The sequence below is a fragment of the Brevibacillus parabrevis genome (genome assembly GCF_022701015.1).
GTDB classification, from domain to species: Bacteria; Bacillota; Bacilli; order Brevibacillales; family Brevibacillaceae; genus Brevibacillus; species Brevibacillus parabrevis.
This window is the reverse complement of sequence record NZ_CP064090.1, coordinates 3212604-3237889: the sequence shown is the minus strand read 5'-3', so window position 1 is coordinate 3237889 and position 25286 is coordinate 3212604. Positions and strand designations below refer to the sequence as shown.

The following is a 25286-nucleotide window of genomic DNA, read 5'->3' as shown; positions in this document are numbered from 1 at the left end:
GTACAACCGGGAGGTGCAGCGCATTTTCGAAGAGCCGGTTTTTCGTTGATGCTTCCTGAGCATCTGAGCTTTTCGTTAGCTGCTATAGCAAACTTTTCCGCCAATGACCGTCATGACGGCTTTCGTCGTGAGCAATTCATCCGGATCGATCGTGAACAAGTCCTTGGAATAAACCGTCATATCCGCATATTTTCCGCGAGACAGCGTTCCTTTTACTTGCTCCTCGTTTGTCACCTGAGCGCCTCCCAATGTAAACAAATGGAGCGCTTCTTCCATCGTCAATTTTTCCTCCGGGAGGTAGCCGCCGTGTGTTTCGCCCGGAGCCTTGCGCGTCACGGCCGCGTGAATGCCCAGCAACGGATCGATCGGTTCCACTGGCGTATCTGATCCTGCCGCGCAAATAATTCCCTTGTTCATCATCGTCTTCCAAATGTACGAGTACTGGATGCGCTCTTCTCCCACACGGTCGATCACCCACGGGAAGTCGCCTGCGAGGAAGCGCGGCTGAATGTCGGCAATCCGGCTTGGCTGATTCAGTCTCTCCAGCAAATCCGGGCGCAAAATTTGCGTATGGATCAATCTGTCCCGATACGCGACGGTCGGAAACTGATCCAGACTGTCGAGCACCATTTCCAGGGCCTTGTCGCCAATCGTATGCACCGCAATCGGCATGCCGAGCTGACGCGCCTGCCGGACAAGCTCGGTCAGCTCTTCCTGTTCGTGTACCGGGTACCCGCTCGTCGATGGATCGTCTGCGTACGGTGCGGACAAGTAAGCGGTTCTGCGCCCCAAAGCCCCGTCTGCGAAAATTTTCACCGCGCCAATCTGTACGTGGCTGTTTCCATAGCCGGCGGTCATGTTCAGGTCGCGCAGCTCATGCATGTGCGGGTAGTAAACGAGCAGATGGGAGCGCAGCGCAAGCTCTTCCCCGTTGATCAGCTCGTCGTAAAGGCGATACGTCTGCGCCAGTCCGTTCAGTTCGCGCAAGTCTTCTGTATGCGCTCCGGTCAAGCCGTGCTGCATCGCGTAGCGGATGGAGCTGCGCAAGCTTTTTTTCAATGTATCGTAATCAGGGCGCGGAATATGCTTGGTGATCAGATTGGAAGCCGTTTCGAGGAGCATCCCTGTCGGCTTTCCGGTGAGCGAATCGCGCACGATCACTCCGCCAGCGGGCACCTCGATGTCAGGATGATATCCGGCAAGCTCCAGCGCTTTTGTATTGACCAGATTCGCATGTCCGCAAATGCGCGGCAAAAAGATCGGGCAATGCGGCGCAGCGGCATCAAGCTCCTCGATGCTCGGGATTCCTCCGCCGTCGACAAACAGATTCTCGTCCCAGCCAAAGCCTTGTATCCATTCATTCGCTTTTGTCTCATTCGCCTTTTGTCGGATGAGGTACAGCATTTCATCCTTCGATTTCGCCTCGCGCAAGTCGAGCTGCAAAAAGGTCAGCCCCAGCCAGCCCAAGTGCAGATGACTGTCGATCAGCCCCGGTGTTGCCGTGCAGCCTTGCAAATCGATCACTTGCGCATCGCTGCGTCCGTATTGCAGCAGCATGTCCGCATCGCTGCCCAAATCGTGGACGATCCCGTCACGAACAACGAGAGCCTCCACAAACAAATGCCGCGAATCCCCTGTATAGATGCGTCCGTTTTTGAAAATGGTCGTCGCCATGTATGCTCCTCCTCGTGGATGTACGATCCGTATTCTTGCTCGTCTTCCCCTCTCCTTATTTGTTTGCCGCTCACCTTTTTCCTTCCTATTCTGAAAAAAACTTCGCCGATGACGGAAACGCAAGGAAAAAAACGGTACTTTCGCCGATTCCTGTTGAAAGCCCGCCAGGAAGGGTACGTTATGTTCAACTCTTATTTTTGAAGCGGGGTGATCGTATGCAGCAAAAAACGAAGAACCGCCTTCCTGCCTTTTTTCCGGCGATGAACAGCACCTCTTCAAAAGCGCCTGGCTCCGCTGCTCCGAAATCTCCCAAGCCCGGCGAACTGGACAACCAGGCTCGGCTTTTGCTGTTGGTGAATGGATTGTTCATCGCTGCCGGCGCTCTCTCCGGTACGTTCGTGAACGTTTATTTGTGGAAGGTGAAAAGTCAGTTTGCGCCCATCGCCTGGTTTACATTTGCTACCCATTTGGCTGGCGCCCTGACCTTTTGGCTCGCTGGCGCGTACGTCAAGCAGTTCAACAAAATGAACATCCTGCGCGCGGGGATGGCCGGGTCGGCGCTTTTTTACTTGCTTGTGCTCCTCGCTGGCCCGCAGGCTGTGTCGTACGCCGTCTGGCTCGGGCTGGTTCAGGGGATGGCTGTCGGCTTTTTTTGGCTCGCGTTCAACGTCGTTTACTTTGAAATCACCGGGCCAGACAACCGCGACCGCTTCAATGGCTGGGCAGGACTGTTGGCTTCCGTAGGCGGCATGCTCGCTCCCTGGCTGTCAGGCTGGCTGATCTCCCGTCTCCCCGGAAACAATGGCTACAGACTGATCTTCGCCCTCTCGCTCGCTCTGTTCGTCGTCGGCGGCATCATCAGCTTTTTTCTGAAAAAGCGCCAGTCGGAAGGAACGTACTCCTGGGGCTTTTCCTTCCGCTGTCTGCGCGAGGAACCTAAGTGGCGTCTCGCTGCCGCCGCTCTCGCCGCACAAGGCATGCGCGAAGGCGTGTTTGGCTTCATCATCGGGCTGTTTGTCTACATCGCCACGAAAAGCGAAATGACGCTGGGGAATTTCTGGCTGATTACCTCGGCCGTCGGGCTGCTCAGCTACTATGTGGCGGCCAAATGGTACGCCCCGCGCTACCGCAAATGGGGCATGCTCACAGGCGCGGTCATGATGTCCGGCATCTTGCTCCTGTTTTTCTGGCAGGTCAGCTATACGACACTGCTCGCTTTCGGGATCGTCGTCTCGCTCGCCTACCCGCTTTTTTCGATGCCGATGATCTCGACTGTTTTTGATTTGATCGGCACGAATGAACAGAGCGCGAAAAACCGGGTGGAGTACGTCGTCCTGCGCGAATTTGCCCTGGATGTCGGTCGGCTGGTCGGCATTTCGCTGTTCCTGCTCGTCACCGCGATCAGCGTCTCGGCCCCGACGTTAAACTGGCTGGTGTTCGCGATTGGAACCGGGCCTGTGCTCGCCTGGCTGTGCATGAAAAGCCTGTTTCCCGGGCCGGGCTCAGACGATGCCAAACAAAGCCGAACTTAGCAGGCCAGGTCGGGGCCAGCCGGACAACAGAGACGCATGCGGCGGGATTGTTTCGCAAAAGTTTTTTCTTAGCACGCTTGTCCTAGATTGGTATAATGAACCAAAGGGCAGTTGATCTCCGCGGTTATCGCCCGTGGATGAACTGCCCTTTTCCCATGCGGCGAACCAGCGATTGTCGCAAAAACGGACCAAGGAGAGCAACGTGCGAATCAAACGAATTTTATTCACCCTCGCTGTTTTGATCGGGATCGGATTGTTCAGTCTGTTAACCGAGCAACAGAACAGCCAGACCACAAACACGTCTGTGCAAGCCGATGTCGTTCTGACCTTTCCCCGCGAGCGCTATCCCGAGACGGCAGAGCACATTCGCTCTGCCATCGAAAAAGGCCAGTCTGCTGTCTGCACCATCGACCGCAAATCGGCGGACAAGCACCGCGAAGATTCCTTGCGCGGCATCCCGACCAAACGCGGCTACGATCGCGACGAATGGCCGATGGCAATGTGCAAGGAAGGCGGCAAGGGAGCAGATATCGCTTATATTTCCCCTTCCGACAACCGCGGGGCAGGTTCGTGGATCGCCAACCAGCTCGAAAAGTACCCGGATGGCACGCGCGTGCAAATCGTCATCGGCGATCAGCCTGCCCGCTAGAAAAAACCCCGCTTGGCGCATCGGCCAGACGGGGTTTTTCGTCACAACGCGTTACGAGGAAATGTGCCAGCCGCTTGTTTGCTGCTGCAATCCCCACAGCTTCGCATACAGTCCGTGGCGGGCAATCAGCTCGTCGTGCTTGCCTGCTTCCACGACACGGCCTTGATCCAGCACATAAATTTGGTCAGCGTGGCGGATCGTTTTCAAGCGATGGGCAATTGCGATGACCGTCCGGCCTTGAATCAGCCTGTCGATCGCTTGCTGAATGTGCGCTTCGTTTTCCGGATCGAGGGAAGCGGTCGCCTCATCCAAAAGGACGATCGGCGCATTTTTCAGCATGGCCCGGGCGATGGATATGCGCTGCTTCTCCCCGCCGGACAACGTGCTTCCTCCCTCTCCCACCATCGTCTCGTAGCCGTTTGGCAGCTGCATGATAAACTCGTGGCAGCACGCCTGCCTGGCTGCCGCTTCGATTTCTTTTTGTGTCGCGTCCCTTTTGCCGAAGCGAATGTTGTTGGCGATCGTGTCCTGAAACAGATACACATCTTGAAAGACCATCGAGATGCGGGACAACAACGCTTCCGGGTCCATTTTTGCAAGCGGCTGTTGTCCGAGCAGCACTTGCCCGCTGGTCGGGTCGTAAAATCTGGCAATCAGGCGGAGCACGGTGCTTTTTCCGCTGCCGGACGGCCCGACCAAAGCGGTGAACGATCCTGTCGGCATGTGCATGCTGACGTTGTCGAGCGCCAGCTTTTCGTTGTATCCGAATGATACGTGATCGAGCGTCACATCGTTTTCGTCCGGCGGATGCAGTTCGCCCAGCATCGTCGGTTCAGCCAGCAAATCGACGATCCGCTCGCCGGCCTGCTCGTGATAACGAAATTCTGCGTAATTGACGAGCGCCGTGGTCAGCGGATCGAAAATTCTTGTTCCTACCAAAAGAAACATGACAAACGTGATCAAATCGAGGTTGCCCCCAGCCAGCAAATACGTGCCAGCGATTACCATGAGCGTCAGACCCGCCCGAATGCAGGCGATGGCCGCCAGCACGATCGGCCCGAGCAAGCCTTCGATGCGGATGCTCTGTCTCATGAACTCGCGAAAAGACTTCTCCAGCCGCACGAAACGCTCGCCTGTCAAATTGTACGCTTTGATGACGCGAATGCCGTTCAAATATTCCTGCAAGCGGTTCGCGGCATCAATTTTGGCCCGCATATGCTGGGCGCCGAGCTTGCGCTGAATGCCAGACGTGAGCAAAACGAGCATGATCGCGACAGGAAATGCGGCAAACAAGGCGAGCGCCATCCGCCAATCGATGAAAGACAGCCCGACGATGGCAATGACCGGCATGATCAGCGCCCCGATCATTTGCGGGACGAGGTGGGATATCCCGTGCTCGACCATCGCAAAATCGCCCATCATCATATTCGCCAAGTCGCCGGGGTCCCGCTTGTTCAAATAACCGAGCGACAGCTTGCGCAAATGCTCCGCAAGTCTGGCCCGCCCTTCTGCTGCCACGCTGTATGCGCCGCCGAACTGCGCCCGGTAGGCGGGCATTTCCGTCAGAAACAGCAGCACCAGAGACGCGATCAGCCATGCGCATATCCACCATAAACGCCCTGTGTTCAGCGGTGCGTCCGGGTGCACAAACGGTTCAAAAATCAAGCGCGCCGCCTCTACCAGCAAGACAAACGGCACAATGCTGGCAAGGTTCGCAATCGTCGTGTAAAAGACAGGCTTTAGCAATGCGCGGGGTTTACCGGCTGTTATATTGCTTAACGTGCTCATCGGCAGCCAACCTCCCTCTCTCTTTTCCGATCTGCCAGTTTTGCGCATCGGTGTACGCCGACCACATCCGGGCGTACAAGCCGTTTTGCTGTAGCAGCGCCTCGTGTTTTCCCTGCTCGACCAATTTGCCGCCTTGCATGACGAGAATCTGGTCGGCTTCTCGGATCGTGGACAGGCGATGGGCAATGACGATCACGGTCTTGCCTTTCACCAGTTCGGCCAAGGCCAGCTGCATTTCGTATTCGTTCTCGGGATCGGCAAAAGCTGTCGCTTCATCGAGGACGAGAATCGGAGCATTTTTCAAAATCGCCCGCGCCACGGCCACGCGCTGCTCCTCTCCCCCTGACAAATAGACCCCGCCTTCGCCGATCAGCGTATCGTAGCCTTGCGGAAGGTTTAGAATAAACTGGTGGCACTGCGCGGCCTTCGCTGCCGCATAGACCGCTTCGGGCGCAGCATCGGGCAATCCTACCGCGATGTTGTTGTACACCGTGTCATAGAACAAAAACGTCTCCTGGAACACAAAGGCCACTGTGTTCATCAAATCGGTGCTGGACAGATCGCGAATGTCCACGTCGCCAATGCGAATGGCGCCTTCCTGCACATCCCAGAAGCGGGGAATGAGATTGGCTACCGTCGACTTGCCTGCTCCCGACGGGCCGACGAGTGCGGTCACCTGCCCGTGCCGCGCCAGGAAAGACACATGCGAAAGGGCTTCTTTTCCTTGCTGTGCCTGTGCGCCCTCTGTGCCTTCTGTTGCGGTTGCGCTCGCATAGGCGAACGAAACGTCGTCAAACGCGACGTCAAAATGCTGCGGCTGTTTGGAAGCGAGCGGCTCGGCAACAGGCTGTTCGGCAAAAATCCGATCCATCCGCTCTACCCCTTCTCCAATGTCGCGCAGCGTCGAAGTCAAAAACATAATTTTGAACATCGGGGCGGACACCCCCGGCGCCATCACGAGGAAAAACAGCAGGACAGACGCGAACGCCACATTGTGCGGATCGCTGCTCAACAGAAAAACCCCCACAGGGAGGATGAAAGCGACGAACGAGCCTAAAATGACCTTGAACGTCAAATATCCGTTTTGAAAATCACGTGTATGCTTGACACAATAATCGCGGTACGAAATCATGTCCGCGTAAAACTGGCGAAAAGAGTGGACGGTTTGCCCAAACACCTTGATCGCGGGCATGCCGCGTACGTACTGCACGGCGGAACCGTTCATCCGCTCCAGCGAGTCGTAATATTTTTTGATGTTTTCTTTCGTCCGCGTCCCTTGAAACGACAGCACCTGCACCAAAAGAGCCAGCACGATCGGCACTACGCAGGCGAGCGCCAGCCACACATTCAAGTAAAACATGACACCGACCATGACGACAATCGTCACGACCACCTGAACCAAATCGGGCAATTGGTGGGCGATGAACGTCTCGACTTTTTCCACGTTTTGCTCCAGCGTTTTCTTGACTGCCCCCGTCGACGTGCCACTCAGCCAGCCAAGCGGCAAACGGCCGATATGGGAAGCCAGCTTCACACGCAAGCCGTACAAAATCCGAAAAGCGGCAATGTGCGATACCATCCCTCCCGCGTACATCAGAATGAGGCTTCCCACCAGTCCGAACAGGGCAATCACGCCCCAGCGAATCATGTACGCCCCGTCTGCATCGGCCACAGACGAGGCATGCAGCAGCAGCTCCTGCAAAATAAAATAGACAGATGCGTAAGGCACAAGCATGCAGATGGCGCTCAACGACGACAAAATGGCCGAAACGATCAGCAAGCTCCGCTTCTCATCCGCAATCTCCAGCAGTCGAAGCACGCCTTTTTTCTCGCTCATTCCTCTTCCCTCCCTTTCCATGCTTTCTAGACCACCAAGCGTTAGGCAAACATTTTGAGAAACGAGATTTCCCCCAGCAAACCAGCAAAAGCCAAGCCTGCAACCAACAGCCCCGACAAAAGCCAGAACAGCAGGACAAACTGCCAGTCTTCCCCCTGGAACACGCTTGCCCGATAGTAAGTGCGCCGCGGATGGACTGCAAACCCGCGCGCATCCATGGACAAAGCCATCCGTTCTGCCTGCCGGATCGCCGTGACCAACAGCGGAAGCGTCGTCCCTCTCACTCTCTCCCCGTAAGACAGACGGCTTTTTCTCGCTTTTTCATTCAAGCCTCTCACTTGACGCGCCCAGCGAATCGTCCGATGCTGCCGCTGCATATCCGGCACAAACCGCAAAATCGCCAGCACGGCGTATCCGATCCGGTCATTCACTCGCCAATTTTGCACCAGCGCCCGCACGAAATCAGGCGTCTCGGTCGTCAGCGCAAACAACAGCATGACCGCATACAGCGAAAGCAGCCGAAGTCCCGTAGTCAATCCGAGCAACACGCCTGCCTGCGAGCCTGGCTGGTTGCCCCCGGCTGCGCTGTCGATCATGAATGGATACGTGAGGAGAAAACCGATCAGAAACGGGAGCAGCACGACGATTTTTTTCATGTAGGAAAACAGCTGGACGCGCCCGAGCCAAACCGTCAGCAAGGCGCTTGCCACGATAAAGGCGACGGGCGTCCACACATTTGTCACCAGCGTTAAAAAAACAGTCACAGGCAGCGTCGCTACCAGCTTGGACAGTGGATTGAGACGATGCAAATACGAAGCGGAAGCTCCCGCGACACACTGATTCTCGCTCATCTTTTACGCCTCCACCCCCGTCCGCTCGCCCAGCAATCGCAGGCAGCCTGCTCGCACATTTTCGTAAGTCGCAATCTCGGCCAAGCGCGGATCGTACACGGACAGCTTTTGCGCCATTTCTGCTGCTGGTGGCAGACGCAAGCTCGCCTGTTTCACAAGCTCCGGCTGCGAAAACAACCGAGCTGCCGTGCCGTGGAAGACGAGCTTCCCTTTTGCCAGCACAGCTACCCGATCGGCATACTCCGCAAGCAGCCAGAGCGCGTGCGTGATCAAGACAATCGCCACTCCTTCGCGTTGCAGGCTTTGCAGCATCTGCATGATCTCTCTGGCATTTTTTTGATCCTGGCCAAAAGTCGGCTCATCGAGGATCAGCACTTTGCGCTCCTCTGTCAGCATCGTCGCAACACTGAGCCGCCGCTTCTCTCCCTGGCTCAACTGGTACGGACTGCGCCCGGCAGCAGAGGCAAGACCAAACCGCTGCAACAGAGACTGGGCCTGCACACGGGCTTGCTCTTGATCCCGTTCCGGCATGCCGACGACAAGCTCCCTTTCTGCTGTCTCCGCCACAAACTGATGCTCGGGGTTTTGAAAAACAAACCCGATGTTTCGCACCAGTTCGGCCATCGATAGCCCTGTCATGTCTTTGCCGGACAAAAAGAGCGCTCCTTTGTGGGCGGGCAACAGCCCCATCAAGTGCAAAGCCAACGTCGTCTTCCCGGCGCCGTTTGCTCCCGCGATGGCCAACAGCTCGCCACTGGAGATGGTCAGCGCTCCCACTGATTTTTGCAGCACGCCCGAAGCGGCGCGGGACAGCATTCCTTCCCTGATCGCAAGCAGCGGGACGCCTGCTTCGTCTTCGGACGATGCGGAGCGTCCAGCGTCTGCCCTTTGCTCAGCGCACGCAGCGGGACGAGCGCCCTCCGACCAGCTTTTCTCTTGGATCAGGCTGCCAAAAGCAAAGCCGTTGCCCAGCCTTTTTCCGATCTGTTCCGCCACTTCATCCGCACAGAGCGCGACGGGCGACAGCCCCAACTCTTTGCTGAGCCGCACCGTCTCCGGCAAAAAGACGCCCTCTTCGCAGAGCCGCTCATAGCTTTCGGAAAAGACGCGTCGCGCTTCCCCTTCGGCGATTACCTCTCCTGTCTTGCCGAGCACAAGCACACGATCGGCCAATCCGATGCATTCGTCCAGATGGTGCTCCACGAGAACGAGCGCCTGCCGCCCGCCTTGCTTCAATCGCTCAATGACGGCGAACACTTCTGCGCGGCCTGCCGGATCGAGCAGCGCTGTCGGTTCATCCAGCACGATCACTTGCGGCTGCATCGCCAGCACAGAGGCAATCGCGAGCCGCTGCTTTTGACCGCCGGACAGGTGCTCCACTGCCTTTTTGCGCTGATCAGAAAGTCCTACTTCTGCCAGCGATTGCGTGATGCGCCGCTCCATCTCTTCGCGGTCCAGACAAAGATTTTCCAGACCGAAAGCGACCTCATCCTCCACCGTAAAAGCAACCAGTTGCGCTTCCGGGTCTTGAAACACCATCCCGACATGCATCGCCAGTTCCCCTACGGTTGCCTCGCTCGTGCTTCGCCCTGCTATCCGCACATCGCCCTCATAGCTCCCCTGGACGGCGTGCGGGATTAATCCGTTCAAGGTGAGGGCGAGCGTGCTTTTGCCCGCCCCGGATGCCCCCATGATGAGCAGCAGCTCGCCTGTTTGTACACGGAATGTCACGTTAGTCAGGACAGGCTGTTCGGCGGCATCGTAGCCGAAACAGACATTCCGCACATCCAAAACACCGTTATCCATCAGCTATCGCCCTGCTTTGTTCGCGAGGCTCACACGATAGTCCGTCAGCAAGCCTGCCTGCATCAGCGAATGGCACAAAGCGCGGGAGAGCCATGCAACCAAGGCGCAACTGACAGCCGTCACCGCGAACAAGCCGACCTGTGATCCAAATGACAGGTTCGCATAGCCTGTCAGCGGGTACTCGCTCAGGACTGCCAGCGCGCCTGTTACGGCGGCGGCTGTCAACATAAACCGTCCGCTGTACGTCCGATAGCGTGCAACGGCATAAGGCAGCTCGCAATACAATCCGTTGATCGCTTGCCCGATCAGCATCATCCAGCCGTAGGAGGTGAACGGAATCATTACCAGACCCGTTACCAGTTCAGCCAGCACGCCTGCTCCCGGTTTGCGGATAAGATAGAGCGCCATAAAGCCCGGCATCATGTAAAAACCGATAAGGACACGGGAATAAATCGGACCCGTAAGCGAAGTGGCCAGCATATACACGTAATTGACCCCGATAATGACGATGGCAAAAACCACTCCCAAAAGCCCGGCCATCAGCAAGTCTTTCGTTCTCCAAGCCCGTTGTACTCGGCCAGCGTTCTCCAAGCCTGCTTTCATTTTTTCACCTCTCCTGTGTTTGCTTCTCTCTTTTGCTGTTCCTTCTTTATCATAGAGTGAGGGGCAGCCTCTTTACCGCCATTTCGCGGAGAGAGACTGCCCCTAGAGGGAGAAAATGCCCGCAACAAAAAAAGACGCTCGCGATTGAACGTCTTTTTTGCGATGAAAAATGTCTCGCCGTTTTTCATGAAATGGGATGTGGCCGCTTGCGGTCAACAAAACGGTTGTGACTGTTTTGTTGCTTTTACGGTTTTTCCAGCCGCTTGCCGTACAAGCTAGGATTCACCCCGTACGTTTTGCGGAACAGCGAAGCAAAGTGGCTGAAGTTGCTGTAGCCTACGAGCAATGCCGCCTCGCTGACGCTGACCCGCTCTCTCTCCAGCAAAAGCTTGGCTTTTTCCAGCCGCTGCTGCCGCACGAAGCCGAACACTGTCGTTCCGAACACTTCCTTGAACCCGATTTTCAGCTTGTAGTCGTTGATCCCGACTTTTCTCGCCAGATGTATCAGGCTTGGCGGATGATCCAGCGTCTTTAGCAGGATGTTTTTCGCTTCATGGATGCTTTTGACGTCATCTGCCTTCAGCGAAATCCGCTGTTCCTTTTCCAGCTCCGCCTCCTGCAGAAACAGCGCCAACAGCTCCATGGCCTTGCCTTCTATAAACAGCTTCTTGATCGTTCCCCGATACGGATTGCTGATCACCTGCTCGATAATGTGCGTCATCCCAGGGGTGATCGTCGTTTCCAGCCTCGCAAACGACTGCTCGGGGCACGCGTTCATCGCTTCCAGCAGCTGGCTCCACAGCTTGTAGTCAAAGCTCAGCTCCAGATGGGAAATTCGCTCATGTTTCGGCATCTGGGCATGGCACGTCAGATCGTTCATGTAAATCAGCTGAGCGCTTCCTGTCTGTGAGCAAAACTCCTGCTGCCCGCCATTCACGGTCCAGTTCGCTCCGCTCTCGATATTGAAAGCCAGCTCCAGATGAGGGTACTTCATTTTCGTCTCCATCGAAAAAGTTTGGTGCAAATACATGTTGCTGTAATCGAGCCTCAGTCCCTCGCGCACCGCCACATGCCGATGGTACCCTTCCCCATAGTGCGACGGCAGATCGTGCAACCGCTCCATCCCGTCGATTTCCTCTGAGCGGGCCCATTCCAGCTGGTCCGTGATCACTTGATTGTACTCGGTAAACTCGGAAAACTCCGCTTGAATATGCATGTTCCTCATCCTTTTTGCCCCTCTTCTATGTCAAACGATTGGTACGCATTGCCTGCCACATTTTTCTTCATTATATTGATTTTGATTTTCATTATCAATTGATAATCACACAAAAAAACCTTTTCTGCCTCTTGTTTCCAAGGCTGAAAAGGTTTTGTCCGTTCGATTGCGCTTAGGCAGTGGTTGCTTTTTCTTTTGGTTTCGTCACGATGTGGTGACCGAGCGGCAGACCGCGTTGCTCCAGCTCTTCTGCTGTCACAATGTGGAGCGTCTCGCTCTTGCAGGGCATGGGCATCAATCCGCCCAAAGGGCTCATTACTCGTCCGATCGTGTCCGTCTCGATGAGCACGTACAAGCCTTTTTCCTCCAATTGCTGAATAAATTCCCCCCAACGCTTGGAAGTAATTTGATCGGCGTGCTTGGTGAACATGACACCCATTTCTTGTGCTAGCATGTAAAATCTCCTTTGTTCTATCCAGCAGTTATCTGCTTCAAATGATATCCTAACAATACAGGGAAACATCCTGTTCTGGCAAAAAGCGTTTAAGCCAAAAAAAGACGAAAAACGGTTGTTTTTGACCGCTTTTCGTTTCAGGAATCTCACTGCTTCTTTACACACATCGTTTCAGCGCGGCACGCTGTTTTTTGCCACTTGCTTTGCAAAAAGGGGCCTATTTTTGTCCATTTTCTGAATCCTCGTGCCCCTGTTCTTCCTGCATTTCCCGCTCAAAAACCCGAAGCCAGCTCTACTTGCAGCAAACACGCAAAAGAAAGCCAGTGAAACCCGTCGCCTGTCTTGAGCTTCAATCGCCGGGCCGCCTGATCGATATGTATGACGTGGGCAGACAAGTGCCGCGGCTCGCGTCCGTCAAAGTATGTCAGCTTCAAGAGGTTGTTCGCCTGAAATCCTTGCCAGATCAGCTCGCTCATCGCTCCCAACTGCTCCTGGTCAAGCTCGGGCGGCACGTACTTCTGCTCCTCTTCCTTGGCGCGCAAATACATTTCCCGATGTTCTGGGAGGACAAATCGGCTGGCTACAAACACATTCTCTTTTTTGGATACGCGCTTTTCTCTCATGCTCTCTTCTCTCCTCGCTGCTGATTTCGCATCCACCAATCGATCAGCTCCTGACACTCTGCCTGCAACATTTCAATGGTGTACCGGGCTTCCCGTACATATCCGCGCTGCTGGTAGTGCACCATGTACACGTGCCCCTCGCGCCTGGCGCGGACTACTGTGCAGTCGCGCTGCTGCAAAAGGCGGCGCATTTGCTGCTGCTGCCGCTCAGCCCAGCGCGACAGCTCCTGAAAAGCCCCATCGATCATGGCCTGGTAAGAGAGCTTTAACGGCACAAGCTGCAGCCGGCTCCAATCGACCATGACAGCCTGAAACAAAATGCCGAACAAAATGTACTGCCGGACAAGCTCGTACTCTTCCTCTTCTGTTGCCAGCGGAGTCGTCACTTGTAGTGCCCCCCGATCTTGCGTGCGCGTTCTTTCGCCTGACCAGCCTCCGTGACAGAGGCTGCCCGCAAAATCGCATCCGGGCCAAACCGCGTCCGAATCTCGTCGATCGTCCGGGCGAGCGAACGGCGTTTGTGGTTGTCTGTGAACAAATTTAGCTGCACGGCATGATCGGAAATCAGCTGCTCCAGGTTGATCCCGATACTGCGCACAGGCGTCTGCTGCCAATGGCGATCAAACAACCGGCAGGCTGCCTCGTACAGCTCCATGGCATCATTCGTCGCTTCTGCCAGCTTCATCTGTCGGCCAAAGCCTTCTCCTGCCGACAAGTTCGCCCCGCGGCAGCCAACCGACACGACGGAACCCATCAGCTCCTTTTTGCGGGCTCGCCTGCATACTTCTTCGCACAACTCCAGCAGCACGACCTTGATGTCTTTGGCCGTATGATAATCGCGCGGCAGCGTCATATGATGGCCGATCCCTTTTTGCGTGCCGTACACATCGAGGGAGACAGGCGAATCGTCGAGGCCATGCGCCGTACGCCACAGCACTTCGCCGTTCACTCCCCAGTGGCGGGTAAGCACATCTGGCGAGAGCTTCGCGAGCTGACCGATCTGGTAAATGCCCATCCGGTGAAAATGCCGCTTCATCCGCGAGCCTACGCCGAACATTTTCTCTACCGGAAGCTTCCAGAGCGTTTCTTCCAGCTCCTCGCGTTTCAGCCAAAAAATGCCGTCCTTCCGCTTTTTGGCGAAGTTGTCACAGGCCATTTTCGCGAGTACCTTGTTCTCCCCGATTCCTACCCGGCAGCGGATGCCCGTATCCGCCCAGACCCGTTTTTGAATCTGCGCTGCCAGCTGCAACGGGTCGCCGAACAAGTGAAGGCTCCCGGTCACATCGAGAAACTGCTCATCAACCGAATACGGCTCCACCTTGTCGGTAAACGATTCGAATATCGCGGTAATGTGCATGGAAATCTGGAGGTACATCTCCATGCGCGGACGCACGACTACGAGCTTGCGGCATTTTTGCTGCGCCTGCCACAGTGCTTCTGCCGTAATCACGCCGTACGACTTCGCAATCGGACAGGCTGCCAGCACTACTCCGCTTCGCCGCTGCGGATCTCCTGCGACCACAATCGGCTGATTGCGCAAGGCCGGATTGGCCCCTTTTTCAATACTGGCGTAAAAGCTCTCCATGTCGATCAAGAAGACGCACCGTTTGTTCGCATTGGGCATCACCATCATCCCCTAAACAAGAACTTATGTTCTTATTATAGCAAACGTATGTTCGTTTTTATACCTGACCCGCCGAAAAAAACATTGGTAATTATTTCTGCAAAAGAAACGCACACGCCAGCAGGTGTTTCGGCAAGCGTGTGCGAATCTGATACGAGGATGTTATTTTTTGACAACAGGAATCCAAATCTCGCTGCGAAATGTCGGCGAAGTCGTATCCTTGTCGGCATTCCACAGCAGTTCGGGACCTTCCGCCAGCTCGTAGCCGGAAGAGAGAAACCACTCGGCATAAATGCGGCCCCAGACGTCTTGCAGCGTATCGGGAAAAGGTCCTACGGCTTCAAATACCGCCCAGGTAGAGGCCGCCACTTCGAGCTTCGCGAAGTGCTCTGGACATTCCTTTGTCGTGGCCACGCCGATGTAATGATCCAGCTCTCCGTGCTCGCCCTGATTCAACCGCTTTTCGGAAAAATTCGTGGATGCGCTCAACAATCCTACAGGCTCGGCATTGGACAAAGATTTGAGCTGCTCGATTTTTTCAGCATCCAGCGAGGCCCACATCGCAGCAATCTCGGGATTCACCCCGTTGTACATCAACGGAACCCGTTTCTGCAAGCCGACGATGCGAAATCTCGCTTTCTCTTCTATACGATAGTTCATGACACTGCCTCCTTTGATAGACAGATGGAAGGTCATGCGCGGATAAGCTTTCAGCGACTGGCCGCTGGCTCTCGCTTCGGTGGGCGTTACCCCGTGCATGTGCACGAAGGCGCGGGCAAACGAATCCGGCGAGCTGTACCCGTACTTGATGGCGACATCAATGACTCTCACCCGCTCGTCTTTCAGCTCGAAAGCAGCCAGTGTGATGCGCCTGCGCCGGATGTACTCGGAAAGCGGAATGCCAGCCAGAGAGGAGAACATCCTTTTGAAGTGGTATTCCGAGCAGCAAGCCACGCGTGCGGCCTGCTTGACATCAATCTCGCCAGCCAGATTTTCCTCGATGTAGTCCAGAGCTTCGTTCCATTTTTGCAGCATATCCATCAACATGACCTCCCTCTCCACCAAAGAGTAACAGACATACCGCGAAGCGATCCGACATTTCGTGCCCGATGATGCAGGGTGGCTTCGCTACATGTAGCATCCCGATTCCCATACCGTACCGAAAGGAAGCGAATCATGCCCATGACCACTTCTCCTTCTCCGTTGCACTCCGAGATCGGAGCCATTTTCATCGCCGTCAGCGATATTGAGCGTGCGCGCGACTGGTACTGCCAGCTGTTGGGCCTGCCGAAAGACGGCGAGATTTCGTTTGGACACCTTTATTGCATCCCGATGAACAACGGCTCCAACCTGGTGCTGGACAGCAAAATTTTTCCCAAACGCACCCCTGATGATGCTCCGCTCTTTCACTTCAACACGACGGACATCGAAGCCTCCTATCGTTACCTGGAAGAGTTGGGGGTGGAGCTGGTCGGTCCGATCCAGCACGGACACTGGTTCACGTTCAAAGACCCGGATGGCAATCTGCTGATGGCAGCCAAATGCTGACAAAGAAAGGGGAAACCGACTGTGACGATCCGCCTGCGCCTTACCGTGCCAACAGACCTCCCGTTCGTTTGCGATGTGGAGCAAGCACCCGAAAACGCCCCTTTTCTCGTCGTCTGGAGCGAAGAACGGCATCGGGAAGCTCTTGACGATCCCGATATTTTGCACATGATCGCTGAAAAAGCAGAAACAGGCCACCCCGTAGGCTACGTCATCATCGCCGGGCTGGCCAATCCGCATGATTCAATTGAGCTGAAACGCATTACGATCGCAGTCAAAGGTCAAGGCTACGGCCGCAGCATCTTGCGCCAAATCAAGCAATGGGCTTTTCAGGAACGAAAAGCCCACCGCCTTTGGCTGGACGTCAAGGAAACAAACGACGTCGCCCGCACGCTCTACCTTTCCGAAGGCTTTCGCGTGGAAGGAACGTTGCGCGACTGCCTGAAGACCGGAGATACGTACGAATCTTTGCTTATCCTGTCCATGCTTGCCGACGAATACGAATCGTGATGATCGCGATTTAAGGAGCAAGCGTTCGGTCCGTCATCACGTACAACCATTTGCCATCCGCGCTTGCTCCCAGGATGGAAAGACCCGCAGGAAGGCCCGACACGAGCACGGACTGTGCTTTTGTATCGGCGTCAAACAAGTACAGCGATTGCTTCAAGTCGGTTTCCTGCGCGGCTTTTTCCCATTCCGTAAACAAAAAACGGTGCGTGCCCGGCAGCCAGAGACCATCGCCGCGCATGTCCATCAGCGGCACGTTGCCTTTGAACAGACCTGCGTTCCAGTACATTTGATACGCGCCATCCGTCGACTGCACATACCCGGACCAGGAATCGGCCGGAACAGGCGGTGTCCATGCGATGACCTTGCCGCTCTTCCACTCATAGCGCAGACGTATTTCCTCAAAGCCTGATTCTTCGCTTCTCATCGCGAACGTGGCGTAGCGGCCATCGTCCTGGAAGGCGACAGGCAAAATCTCCCCGTTGGACTCGCTCGTAGGCACCCATCCCTTGATCGCTCCAGGAATGCGCTTTTCCGTTCCCTTTTCCAGATCAAACACAACGAGATCGAGGTCTTTTTTCTGCTCGGCTTTCCCCACTGCCATCAGCAACTGTTTCTGATCGTAGCTGAAGCTCGCACCATGCACATACCCTTGTACTTGAACGCGAACGGCGCTGTCGCTTGGCGGAACAGTGATTCCTTTATCCGGCTGTGCATAGAAGAAGCCCCGGCGATCTGCGATGAAATCGCCTGCTCCACGATAGTTGTCCGCAAGCTCCACTGGGTAAAGGGTGCGTTCCTTTGTTTTTGTATCGTAAATCGAATAGAGCATCGGATACCGGGCGTCGCACTCGCAATATTTCGTGAAACGGCTCTGCAGCACGTACCGTTGCTCGCGGTCCAAAAACTTCATATTGGTCATGACGGAAAAGTCAGTCAGCTTCTCGCGCACTTTGCCGTCGACAGAGATTCGCCAAATTTGCGAAGGCGCAAGCACAACAGCGTGAAAAGCATTCGCTGCACCAATCACCGTGCCTTTTGTCGATTTGGCTCCCCCGGCACTCAGAACGTATTCCGTCCAATCCCGCTCTTTTCCGGCGGTAGCAGGAAGAGTTACCAGCACTTGCAACTGACGGTTGTTCAACCAGTGAAAAGCAAACGTCGGTTCAATGAACCCCAAACCTTCTCTCGCCGCCTCTTCTTTCGCGTGCTTGCGAATCATCGTCTCCACGCTTCCCCGGTCCATCTCCTCCCGGAAAAAGAGCGTGTACGACTGCGGAGTCGGTCCGACTACCGTGCGCAGCGGCGACTGCAACCGCGTGTCCTCATCTAATTGAATAACCACATCTGCTTTCATGCTTGCATAATCGTAAGGGCGCTCCTTTTGCTTCCAGTCATCCGCTGCCTTCGGTGTCGTGCCCGATGGTGCGGCTTTGCCGGACGAAGCGCCTGTTGCTGGATTTGTGCCCGTTTGTTTTTGTGCCGAAGAGGCTGCGGCCATGCTGCAACCCGTCATGATGATCAAAGAGAAGCCCAACGCGATGCTCATTCCCCGAAGATTTCGCAAAAACACAAAATTCGCCTCTCTCCCCAGTAAATTTTTATCCGTGAAGATAAGACGTTTATCCTTGCCATTTCGTCACATTTTTTTCCTGAAAAAAATCGTTTTATCACTAAAAAAGAGCCTCCCCCGCACACAAACGTGCAAAAGAAGACTCTTGCTTTCCATTTTTAATCAAAGACGATGCCATCCAGCACGCCTTCACGCTGCAAGTAATCGCGCAGCCACTGATGAGCTGGCTCCCGCCAAAAAGCGTCCTCGGCCACGAGTCTCGCGGTTTCCTGTCTGGCGACTTCCAACGCTTTGTAGTCGGCAAGCAAATCCGCGACTTTAAATTCCGGCAATCCGCTCTGCTTCGTGCCGAAAAAGTCACCCGGTCCGCGCAATTCCAAATCGCGCTGCGACAGCTCAAAGCCGTCCGTCGTCTCGCACATGACGCGCATCCGCTCTTTGCCGATCTCGGATTTCGGATCGGCGATCAAGACGCAGTACGATTGCTCCGAACCGCGACCGACCCGACCGCGCAGCTGGTGCAGCTGGGCAAGCCCGAAGCGCTCGGCATCGTAAATGACCATGTACGTCGCATTCGGCACGTTGACTCCGACCTCGACGACAGTGGTAGAAACCAAAACGGCGTGCTCCGCTGCGAGAAAAGCTTGCATCACCGCCTCCTTTTCCTTGGCAGGCAAGCGACCGTGCATCAGCCCGACGCCAAATTCCGGGAAGACATGAGTGAGCTGGGCGTGGACGTCGATTGCATTTTGCACATCGAGCTTTTCCGACTCTTCAATGAGCGGACAAATGACGTACGCCTGGCGTCCTTTTCGCAATTCATCGCGCATCTGCTCCAGGACGGCCGGAAACTGGTCGTGCTTTTTCCACGTTGTCTCAATCGGCTTGCGGCCTGCCGGCATCTGGTCGATCGTCGAAACGTCCATATCGCCAAACGCCGTAATCGCCAACGTCCGGGGAATCGGCGTAGCCGTCATGAACAAGACGTCGGGAGTCAGTCCTTTGTTGCGCAAAATGCGCCGCTGCTCTACGCCAAAGCGGTGCTGCTCGTCCGTAATGACCAGGCCGAGGCGCGAGAAGAACACGTCCTCCTGGATGAGCGCATGCGTCCCGACGACGACATCGATCAGCCCCATTTGCAGCGAGCCGATGACTTCGCGTCTGCGCTTGGCTGTCAACGATCCCGACAGCAGTGCCACCTCGATGCCGAAGTCTGACAACAGCTTCGTCAGCGACTGCACATGCTGCTCGGCAAGAATCTCGGTCGGCACCATCAAGGCGCCCTGATAGCCAGCTTTCACGGCAGCGAACAGCGCGATGGCCGCCACTACCGTTTTCCCCGAGCCTACGTCACCTTGCAACAGTCGGTTCATCGCGTGAGGCGCGAGCATGTCGTCCAATATTTCTTTGACAACCCGCTTTTGCGCGTCTGTCAGCGGAAAAGGCAGCCCTTTGACAAACTGCCGCACTTCGTCCATCGGAATGGAAAGAGCCACACCTTCCGACTGCTGCCGATTGATGCGGCGAAGCGTCTGTATTTTCAACTGGAACAAAAACAGCTCTTCAAACATGATCCGGCGGCGCGCCTGACGTCCTACTTCCGCATTTTCCGGAAAGTGGATCGAGTGAAACGCTTCGACGCGCGGCATCAGCCGATAGCGCTCCACGATGTCTGGCGGCAAAATTTCCGGGATTTCCTTGCCGTATTGCCGCAGCGCCTGCTGGATCGATTTACGCAGCAGCGTCGTAGTCATATCTCCGCCGAGCGGATAGACCGGAGACAGCTCGCCTCGTTTCGCCGCTCGCTCCGAGTCTACCTCTGTCATCTCGCTGACCGTAATCTGGAGCTTGTGCTTGTCCCATTTGCCCGTCACGAGAATTTCCTTCCCGGGCGACAGTCTCGTTTTGACAAACGTCTGGTTGAACCAGACAGCCGTCACGACCACCCGATCCATCACCAGCTTGACAGAGAGGCGCGATTTTCTTTTTCCATAAAAACGAACAGAGGGTTCGCCGTACACCGTACCTGCCAGCGTGACCCTCTCTCCATCTTTTACTTCTGTCAAATCGCGCACGCGGTAATCTTCGTAGCGGGAAGGGAAATACTCCAGCAAATCGCCGATGCTGTGAATCCCGAGTCCCGCAAATGCCTTCGCCCGTTCCTCCCCTACCCCGTGCAAAAGGGAGACGGGTGACTGATAAGCCCCAGCCATTTTACTTCTCCATCCGTACGCCGAACACTTTCGCTTCGATCATACGGCCTGTCTGGGTTGCTGCCAATCCGCCCTGCGCGGTTTCCTTCAAGGCAGTCGGCATGGAGCAGCCGATCCGGTACATCGCATCAATGACTTCATCTGTCGGAATCACGCTCTTGATTCCCGCCATCGCCATGTCCGCTGCGACTGTCGCAATCGCCGCTCCCATCGCATTTCGTTTGACACACGGCACTTCTACCAGTCCGGCTACGGGGTCACAAACCAGACCGAGCATATTTTTCAAGGCAATCGCCACTGCCTGCGCCGATTCTTCCGGGGTGCCGCCTGCCATCTCCACAATCGCAGCCGCTGCCATCGCGGTCGCCGAGCCTACTTCTGCCTGACAGCCGCCAGCCGCACCGGAAATAAACGCATTGTTGGCGATGCAATAGCCGATCGCTCCAGCCGTGAACAAGTAGTTGACCATCTGCTCGCGGGTTGGTTGCAGCTTGTCTGAGACGGCAAACAGTGTTCCCGGCACAATCCCACAGGCACCCGCTGTCGGTGTCGCTACGATCGTTCCCATCGCTGCGTTCACCTCGTTGACCGCTACCGACATCGACACGGCGTTGAGCAGAGTCGGGCCGGACAAGAAAGGCTTGTTCTTCATATATTCTTGCAGTTTTTTCGCATCGCCGCCCGTGAGTCCGCTATGGGAGCGGATATCTTCCGTAAGGCCGCGGCGCACTGCTTTTTCCATCACATCGAGATTGGCGTACATGTCTTGCATGATGGCCTCTTTTGTACGCTGGGAAACTTCCATTTCCGCTTCGATCATCACCTGGGAGATCGGTTTCCCTTGCGATTCGGCCAATTCTACCAGTTCAGCTACATTACGAAACATCTGGTTGATTTCACTCCTCTGATCCTGCTATTCGTGCTTTGGCTCGGATGTTGGCTAGAGCGAGAGCAGGGAAACATCAAAAATATGGGGAATCTGACGAATTTCCTCCAGCACTTCTGCGGAAACCGTCGAGTCTGTCTCAATCGCCATCAAGGCGCGGGAGCCGCGTTCGTGTCGGGACACTTCCATGAATCCGACATTGATCCGGTGCTGCGTGAGCACTTTCGCTACAGCGGCAATCATGCCGAAGCGGTCTTCGTGCAAAACGAGCAACGTCGGCGTGTCGAAACCGAGCTGAAACGAAAAGCCGTTCAGTTCCAGCACCTCGATTTTTCCGCCGCCAATCGATACGCCTACCAGTTCAACCTGGTGCTGATCGTCAGACAGCTTGATCCGCGCCGTGTTCGGGTGCTCCGTCAAAACGTCGGAGGTAGTCAGCGCGACTTCCATCCCGGCTTTTTCTGCAAGCAGGAGCGAATTTTTCAAGCGCAGATCGGATGTATCGAAGTCGAGAATCCCTGCAACGGTCGCCACATCGGAGCCGTGTCCCTGATAGGTTTTCGCGAATGAGCCGTAAAAAGTAATGTCTGCCCGCTGTGGCTGACGTCCGAACAGCTTGCGTGCCACCCGGCCAATCCGGGCTGCGCCAGCTGTATGGGAACTCGATGGTCCAACCATGATGGGGCCGATGATATCAAATACGCTTTTATACTTCAACCGGTTCTCCTCCTGAATGACAAGGGGTTCAACAAGATTCACTCTCATTGTATCCTACAGGCTGTCAAAGCGCCACATGGGAAAGTGTAGCGTGTGCTGTCATCGCCCTCGCCGCTTCACTCGCGTAAAAAGCCTCCCATCCACCGGGAGGCTTTCTCTCATCTGATTCACTTTGACTTTTTATTGCTTGACCATCACGACGCCCAGAAGCCCTGGGCCTGTATGTGTGCCGATTACCGGACCGATTTGCTCCAGATGTGACTCGCTTACCTGGAACTCGTTTTTCACCCGCTCCAACAGCTCGCTTGCTTGCTCGTGGGCACTGCTGTGGAGAACCGCGACTCTTACAGGCTGACCCTGCGCATACTCTTGCAAGGCTTCCAGCACGCGGTTGAGCGCTTTTTTCGTGCCGCGCACTTTGTCAAAAGCAGCCACGTAGCCTGCCGGGTCGAGCGTCAAAATCGGTTTGATATTGAGCAAAGAACCGATGACAGCCGAAGCTCGGCCAATCCGGCCGCCTTTTTGCAAAAACTCCAGCGTATCTACGATAAAGTACACTTGCACGGAATCGAGATAGCGGTCGATCGCATCGAGGATTTGTTCCTTGCCTTTTCCCGCTTTCGCATCCTTGGCCGCTTCCACGCAAATCATTCCGTGCACGAACGACGCTTTGCGCGAATCGATTACGGTAATATCGATGTTTTCGTCGAGCATGGACTTCGCGATCATCGCGGACTGATACGTGCCGGACAAGGAACCGGACAGAAGAATGGCAATGATTTGTACATCGCTTCCGTACTCTTCCCGGATGGCTTTGTACGCCTCGGCAAACTCAAGCGGCGATGGCTGCGAAGTAGTCGGCAAAGCATGAGACTGCTTCAGCTTTTCAAAAAACTCGGATGAAGAGATCGTCACTCCGTCCAAATACGTCTCCGAGCCAAACATGACCTTCAACGGAACGGTCACGATACCGAGCGACTGCCTTACAGACGCGTCGATGTCGGACGCGCTGTCAGTAAGAATCACAACTGGCATTCTGGCGTGCTCCTCTCCTCGTTACTCCACGGAAAAAATGAAGGGATACAGCGGCTGTCCGCCAGGCTGAATCTCCACTTCCGCATCCGGGTATGCGTCTGCCACAGCTTCCTGCAACGCTTCGGCATGCTCTTCTGTCGCTCCTTCTCCCAGGAACACGGTGACGATTTCCGTCTCTTCGTCCACCATCCCCAGAAGCAGCGTCTTGGCGCACTCCAAAAGCTCTGGCCCAGCCGTGACGATTTCTTTTTCTTGCAAGCCGATGAAGTCGCCTTCCTTGATCGTGACTTCACCCATTTGCGTATCGCGAACCGCATGTGTCACCATTCCCGTCTTTACCTGGGAGATGGCTTTTTCCATCGCGGATGCGTTCACAGACGGCTCGGCGTCTGCGTGGAAAGCGAGCGCCGCCGCCAAACCTTGCGGAACGCTCTTCGTCGGCACGACAGTAACCGGAACCTCTGCGAGTGCGGCAGCCTGTTGTGCCGCCATAATAATGTTGCTGTTGTTTGGCAATATGATGATGTGCTGGGCAGACAGTCCTGCGACAGCTTTCATGAAATCTTCTGTGCTCGGGTTCATCGTCTGGCCGCCCTCGACCACGACATGCACACCCATGCTGCGCAAAATTTTGGCGATGCCTTCGCCCGCAGCGACTGCAATCAATCCGTAAGGGAGCTGTTCACTCGCAGGCTGGACAGCTGGCTCTGCCGCCTTCGCCTCGCTTTTGCCCTCTTCCGCTTTGAGTATGTTCGCATGCTGCTCGCGCATGTTTTCGATTTTGATCCGGTGCAGGCTTCCGAACTGTTGCGCGTATTGCAACACTTGGCCCGGATGCTCTGCATGAATATGTACTTTGACGATTTCGTCGTCGGAAACTACCAGGAGCGAGTCGCCCATCGTATCCAGATGACCGCGGAACAACAGTTCGGAAAACGGCTTTTTGTTCGGCTCTGTGCTATGTGTGACATGAACCATAAATTCCGTGCAGTAGCCGTGCTTGATGTCCTCCGTTTTCAGATGGACTTGTGCATTGTGCTGTTCGGAAATCAGCTTGTCCAGCTCTTCCGGGCGCACGGACGGCTTGGCTTGTTCTCCGCGCTCGGCAAGTTCCTCGCCGCGCAGGGCGCGCAAGAACCCTTCATAAATAAACAGAAGGCCCTGTCCGCCTGAATCGACGACGCCCACCTCTTTGAGTACAGGCAGCATTTCTGGCGTGCGCAAGAGCGTAGCTTGCGCCTGCTCGTACGTTTTTTCCATTACAGAGACAATATCATCTGACGTGCGCGCTGCACGCACAGCCATCTCCGCCGCTTCGCGGGCAACAGTCAAAATCGTGCCTTCCACAGGCTTCATCACTGCTTGGTACGCAGCGTCCACACCTGCTTTCAAGGCATCGGCAAATTGACGGGCGTTCACCTCGTCTTTTCCATTGACTGATTTGCTCAGGCCACGGAAAAGCTGCGATAAAATGACACCGGAGTTCCCCCGCGCTCCCATCAAAAGACCTTTTGCCAGAGCAGCAGCACTGTCCGAGATGCGGGGAGATTCCTTGCGTCTCAGCTCATCCACACCGGATGTGAAAGTCAAATTCATGTTTGTCCCCGTATCGCCATCCGGCACCGGAAAAACGTTCAAGCCATCTACTACTCTGACGTTGTCGGATAATAGGTTCGCCCCCAGGTAAACCATCCGGCTAAACAGCACGCCATCTAGATGCGTATGTACCAACTGATGTTCCTCCTTACGAATCTCTGTCTGTACGAACTCCCTGCACAAAGATGTTTACGGCAGTGACGTCGATGCCTACCGTTTGCTCCAAGGTATATCTCACTCGGCGTTGCACGTTGCCTGCCACCTCGGAAATTTTCACGCCATAGCTGACGATAATATGCATGTCCAAAACCACTTCGCCGTTCGTATTGTGCACGACGACACCTTTGCTCAAGTTGTCGCGGCCAAGAAGCTCGGCAATTCCATCTTTCAACGCCTTGCGGGAAGCCATGCCCACCAGCCCGAAAACTTCCATGGCTGCGCCTCCGGCAATTCGTGCAATTACGTCCTCTGTAACATCAATTTTTCCTAATGATGTGCTCATTTCCACTGTCATTGAAGGACTCCTCCTCTGTTAAACAGCTTGCCTCATAGGTAAG

The 25286-nt window shown here is 55.3% G+C and carries 23 protein-coding genes; 4 read left to right on the top strand and 19 right to left on the bottom strand.

Going from position 1 to position 25286, the window contains the following annotated elements; all coding sequences use genetic code 11:
* Positions 1-75 precede the first annotated feature (75 nt).
* Positions 76-1674 (bottom strand): amidohydrolase, encoded by a 1599-nt coding sequence (locus IRJ17_RS15510; protein ID WP_173598052.1) that lies wholly within the window; start codon positions 1672-1674, stop codon positions 76-78.
* Positions 1675-1889: 215 nt separating this feature from the next.
* Here IRJ17_RS15510 and IRJ17_RS15505 point away from each other — a divergent pair, with 215 nt between their 5' ends.
* Both IRJ17_RS15505 and IRJ17_RS15500 read left to right on the top strand, forming a co-directional pair.
* Positions 1890-3206: an MFS transporter gene (locus tag IRJ17_RS15505; protein ID WP_242771065.1), complete on the top strand. Its 1317-nt coding sequence runs from the start codon at positions 1890-1892 to the stop codon at positions 3204-3206.
* A 202-nt stretch (positions 3207-3408) separates the two neighbouring features.
* Positions 3409-3855: a NucA/NucB deoxyribonuclease domain-containing protein gene (locus IRJ17_RS15500; RefSeq protein WP_173599667.1), complete on the top strand. Its 447-nt coding sequence runs from the start codon at positions 3409-3411 to the stop codon at positions 3853-3855.
* 51 nt (positions 3856-3906) lie between these two features.
* Here IRJ17_RS15500 and IRJ17_RS15495 read toward each other — a convergent pair whose 3' ends face one another.
* From IRJ17_RS15495 to IRJ17_RS15445, 11 genes are all read right to left on the bottom strand, one after another.
* A complete protein-coding gene (locus IRJ17_RS15495; protein WP_173599666.1) occupies positions 3907-5643 on the bottom strand; it encodes an ABC transporter ATP-binding protein in 1737 nt (578 codons plus the stop codon).
* On the bottom strand, positions 5612-7480 hold the full coding sequence (locus IRJ17_RS15490; protein WP_122965104.1) for an ABC transporter ATP-binding protein: 1869 nt from the start codon (positions 7478-7480) through the stop codon (positions 5612-5614). Before IRJ17_RS15490 ends, IRJ17_RS15495 begins: the two co-directional genes overlap by 32 nt.
* Positions 7481-7521: 41 nt before the next feature.
* Positions 7522-8331, bottom strand: coding sequence for an energy-coupling factor transporter transmembrane component T family protein (locus tag IRJ17_RS15485; RefSeq protein WP_242771064.1), 810 nt, complete (start codon positions 8329-8331; stop codon positions 7522-7524).
* 3 nt (positions 8332-8334) lie between these two features.
* Positions 8335-10137, bottom strand: a complete 1803-nt coding sequence (locus IRJ17_RS15480) for an ABC transporter ATP-binding protein (protein ID WP_242771062.1) — start codon at positions 10135-10137, stop codon at positions 8335-8337.
* A gap of 3 nt (positions 10138-10140) precedes the next feature.
* Positions 10141-10740 (bottom strand): ECF transporter S component, encoded by a 600-nt coding sequence (locus IRJ17_RS15475; RefSeq protein WP_122965101.1) that lies wholly within the window; start codon positions 10738-10740, stop codon positions 10141-10143.
* A 244-nt stretch (positions 10741-10984) separates the two neighbouring features.
* Positions 10985-11956 (bottom strand): helix-turn-helix transcriptional regulator, encoded by a 972-nt coding sequence (locus IRJ17_RS15470; protein WP_242771060.1) that lies wholly within the window; start codon positions 11954-11956, stop codon positions 10985-10987.
* A gap of 172 nt (positions 11957-12128) precedes the next feature.
* A complete protein-coding gene (locus tag IRJ17_RS15465; protein WP_063229853.1) occupies positions 12129-12410 on the bottom strand; it encodes a hypothetical protein in 282 nt (93 codons plus the stop codon).
* A gap of 272 nt (positions 12411-12682) precedes the next feature.
* Entirely contained in the window at positions 12683-13033 is a 351-nt protein-coding gene (locus IRJ17_RS15460) for a YolD-like family protein (protein ID WP_122965098.1), read from the bottom strand.
* Positions 13030-13419, bottom strand: a complete 390-nt coding sequence (locus tag IRJ17_RS15455; protein WP_242771058.1) for a YhjD family protein — start codon at positions 13417-13419, stop codon at positions 13030-13032. The genes IRJ17_RS15460 and IRJ17_RS15455 overlap by 4 nt, the downstream gene beginning before the upstream one ends.
* Positions 13416-14657, bottom strand: coding sequence for a DNA polymerase IV (locus tag IRJ17_RS15450; protein WP_242771056.1), 1242 nt, complete (start codon positions 14655-14657; stop codon positions 13416-13418). Before IRJ17_RS15450 ends, IRJ17_RS15455 begins: the two co-directional genes overlap by 4 nt.
* A 162-nt stretch (positions 14658-14819) precedes the next feature.
* On the bottom strand, positions 14820-15698 hold the full coding sequence (locus IRJ17_RS15445) for an AraC family transcriptional regulator (RefSeq protein ID WP_242771054.1): 879 nt from the start codon (positions 15696-15698) through the stop codon (positions 14820-14822).
* A gap of 135 nt (positions 15699-15833) precedes the next feature.
* Here IRJ17_RS15445 and IRJ17_RS15440 point away from each other — a divergent pair, with 135 nt between their 5' ends.
* Complete coding sequence (locus tag IRJ17_RS15440; protein WP_370641080.1) at positions 15834-16205, top strand: VOC family protein; 372 nt, start codon at positions 15834-15836, stop codon at positions 16203-16205.
* A 21-nt stretch (positions 16206-16226) separates the two neighbouring features.
* A complete protein-coding gene (locus IRJ17_RS15435; RefSeq protein ID WP_242771052.1) occupies positions 16227-16712 on the top strand; it encodes a GNAT family N-acetyltransferase in 486 nt (161 codons plus the stop codon).
* A gap of 10 nt (positions 16713-16722) precedes the next feature.
* Here the strand turns inward: IRJ17_RS15435 and IRJ17_RS15430 are convergent, their stop codons facing one another.
* From IRJ17_RS15430 to IRJ17_RS15400, 7 genes are all read right to left on the bottom strand, one after another.
* Positions 16723-18282, bottom strand: a complete 1560-nt coding sequence (locus IRJ17_RS15430) for a hypothetical protein (RefSeq protein ID WP_242771050.1) — start codon at positions 18280-18282, stop codon at positions 16723-16725.
* A 158-nt stretch (positions 18283-18440) separates the two neighbouring features.
* A complete protein-coding gene (recG, locus tag IRJ17_RS15425; RefSeq protein WP_242771048.1) occupies positions 18441-20495 on the bottom strand; it encodes an ATP-dependent DNA helicase RecG in 2055 nt (684 codons plus the stop codon).
* A gap of 1 nt (position 20496) precedes the next feature.
* Positions 20497-21381, bottom strand: coding sequence for an L-serine ammonia-lyase, iron-sulfur-dependent, subunit alpha (gene sdaAA / locus IRJ17_RS15420; protein WP_122965093.1), 885 nt, complete (start codon positions 21379-21381; stop codon positions 20497-20499).
* 54 nt (positions 21382-21435) lie between these two features.
* Positions 21436-22098, bottom strand: coding sequence for an L-serine ammonia-lyase, iron-sulfur-dependent subunit beta (gene sdaAB / locus IRJ17_RS15415; protein WP_122965092.1), 663 nt, complete (start codon positions 22096-22098; stop codon positions 21436-21438).
* Positions 22099-22278: 180 nt separating this feature from the next.
* Positions 22279-23133, bottom strand: a complete 855-nt coding sequence (locus IRJ17_RS15410; RefSeq protein ID WP_173598042.1) for a DegV family protein — start codon at positions 23131-23133, stop codon at positions 22279-22281.
* 21 nt (positions 23134-23154) lie between these two features.
* Positions 23155-24864 carry a DAK2 domain-containing protein gene (locus IRJ17_RS15405; RefSeq protein WP_242771046.1) on the bottom strand — a complete coding sequence of 570 codons (1710 nt, stop codon included), beginning with the start codon at positions 24862-24864 and terminating at the stop codon, positions 23155-23157.
* 13 nt (positions 24865-24877) lie between these two features.
* The gene (locus IRJ17_RS15400; protein ID WP_005831018.1) at positions 24878-25243 is read right to left on the bottom strand and encodes an Asp23/Gls24 family envelope stress response protein; all 366 of its coding nucleotides are present in this window, start codon (positions 25241-25243) and stop codon (positions 24878-24880) included.
* Between the last annotated feature and the right edge of the window lie 43 nt (positions 25244-25286).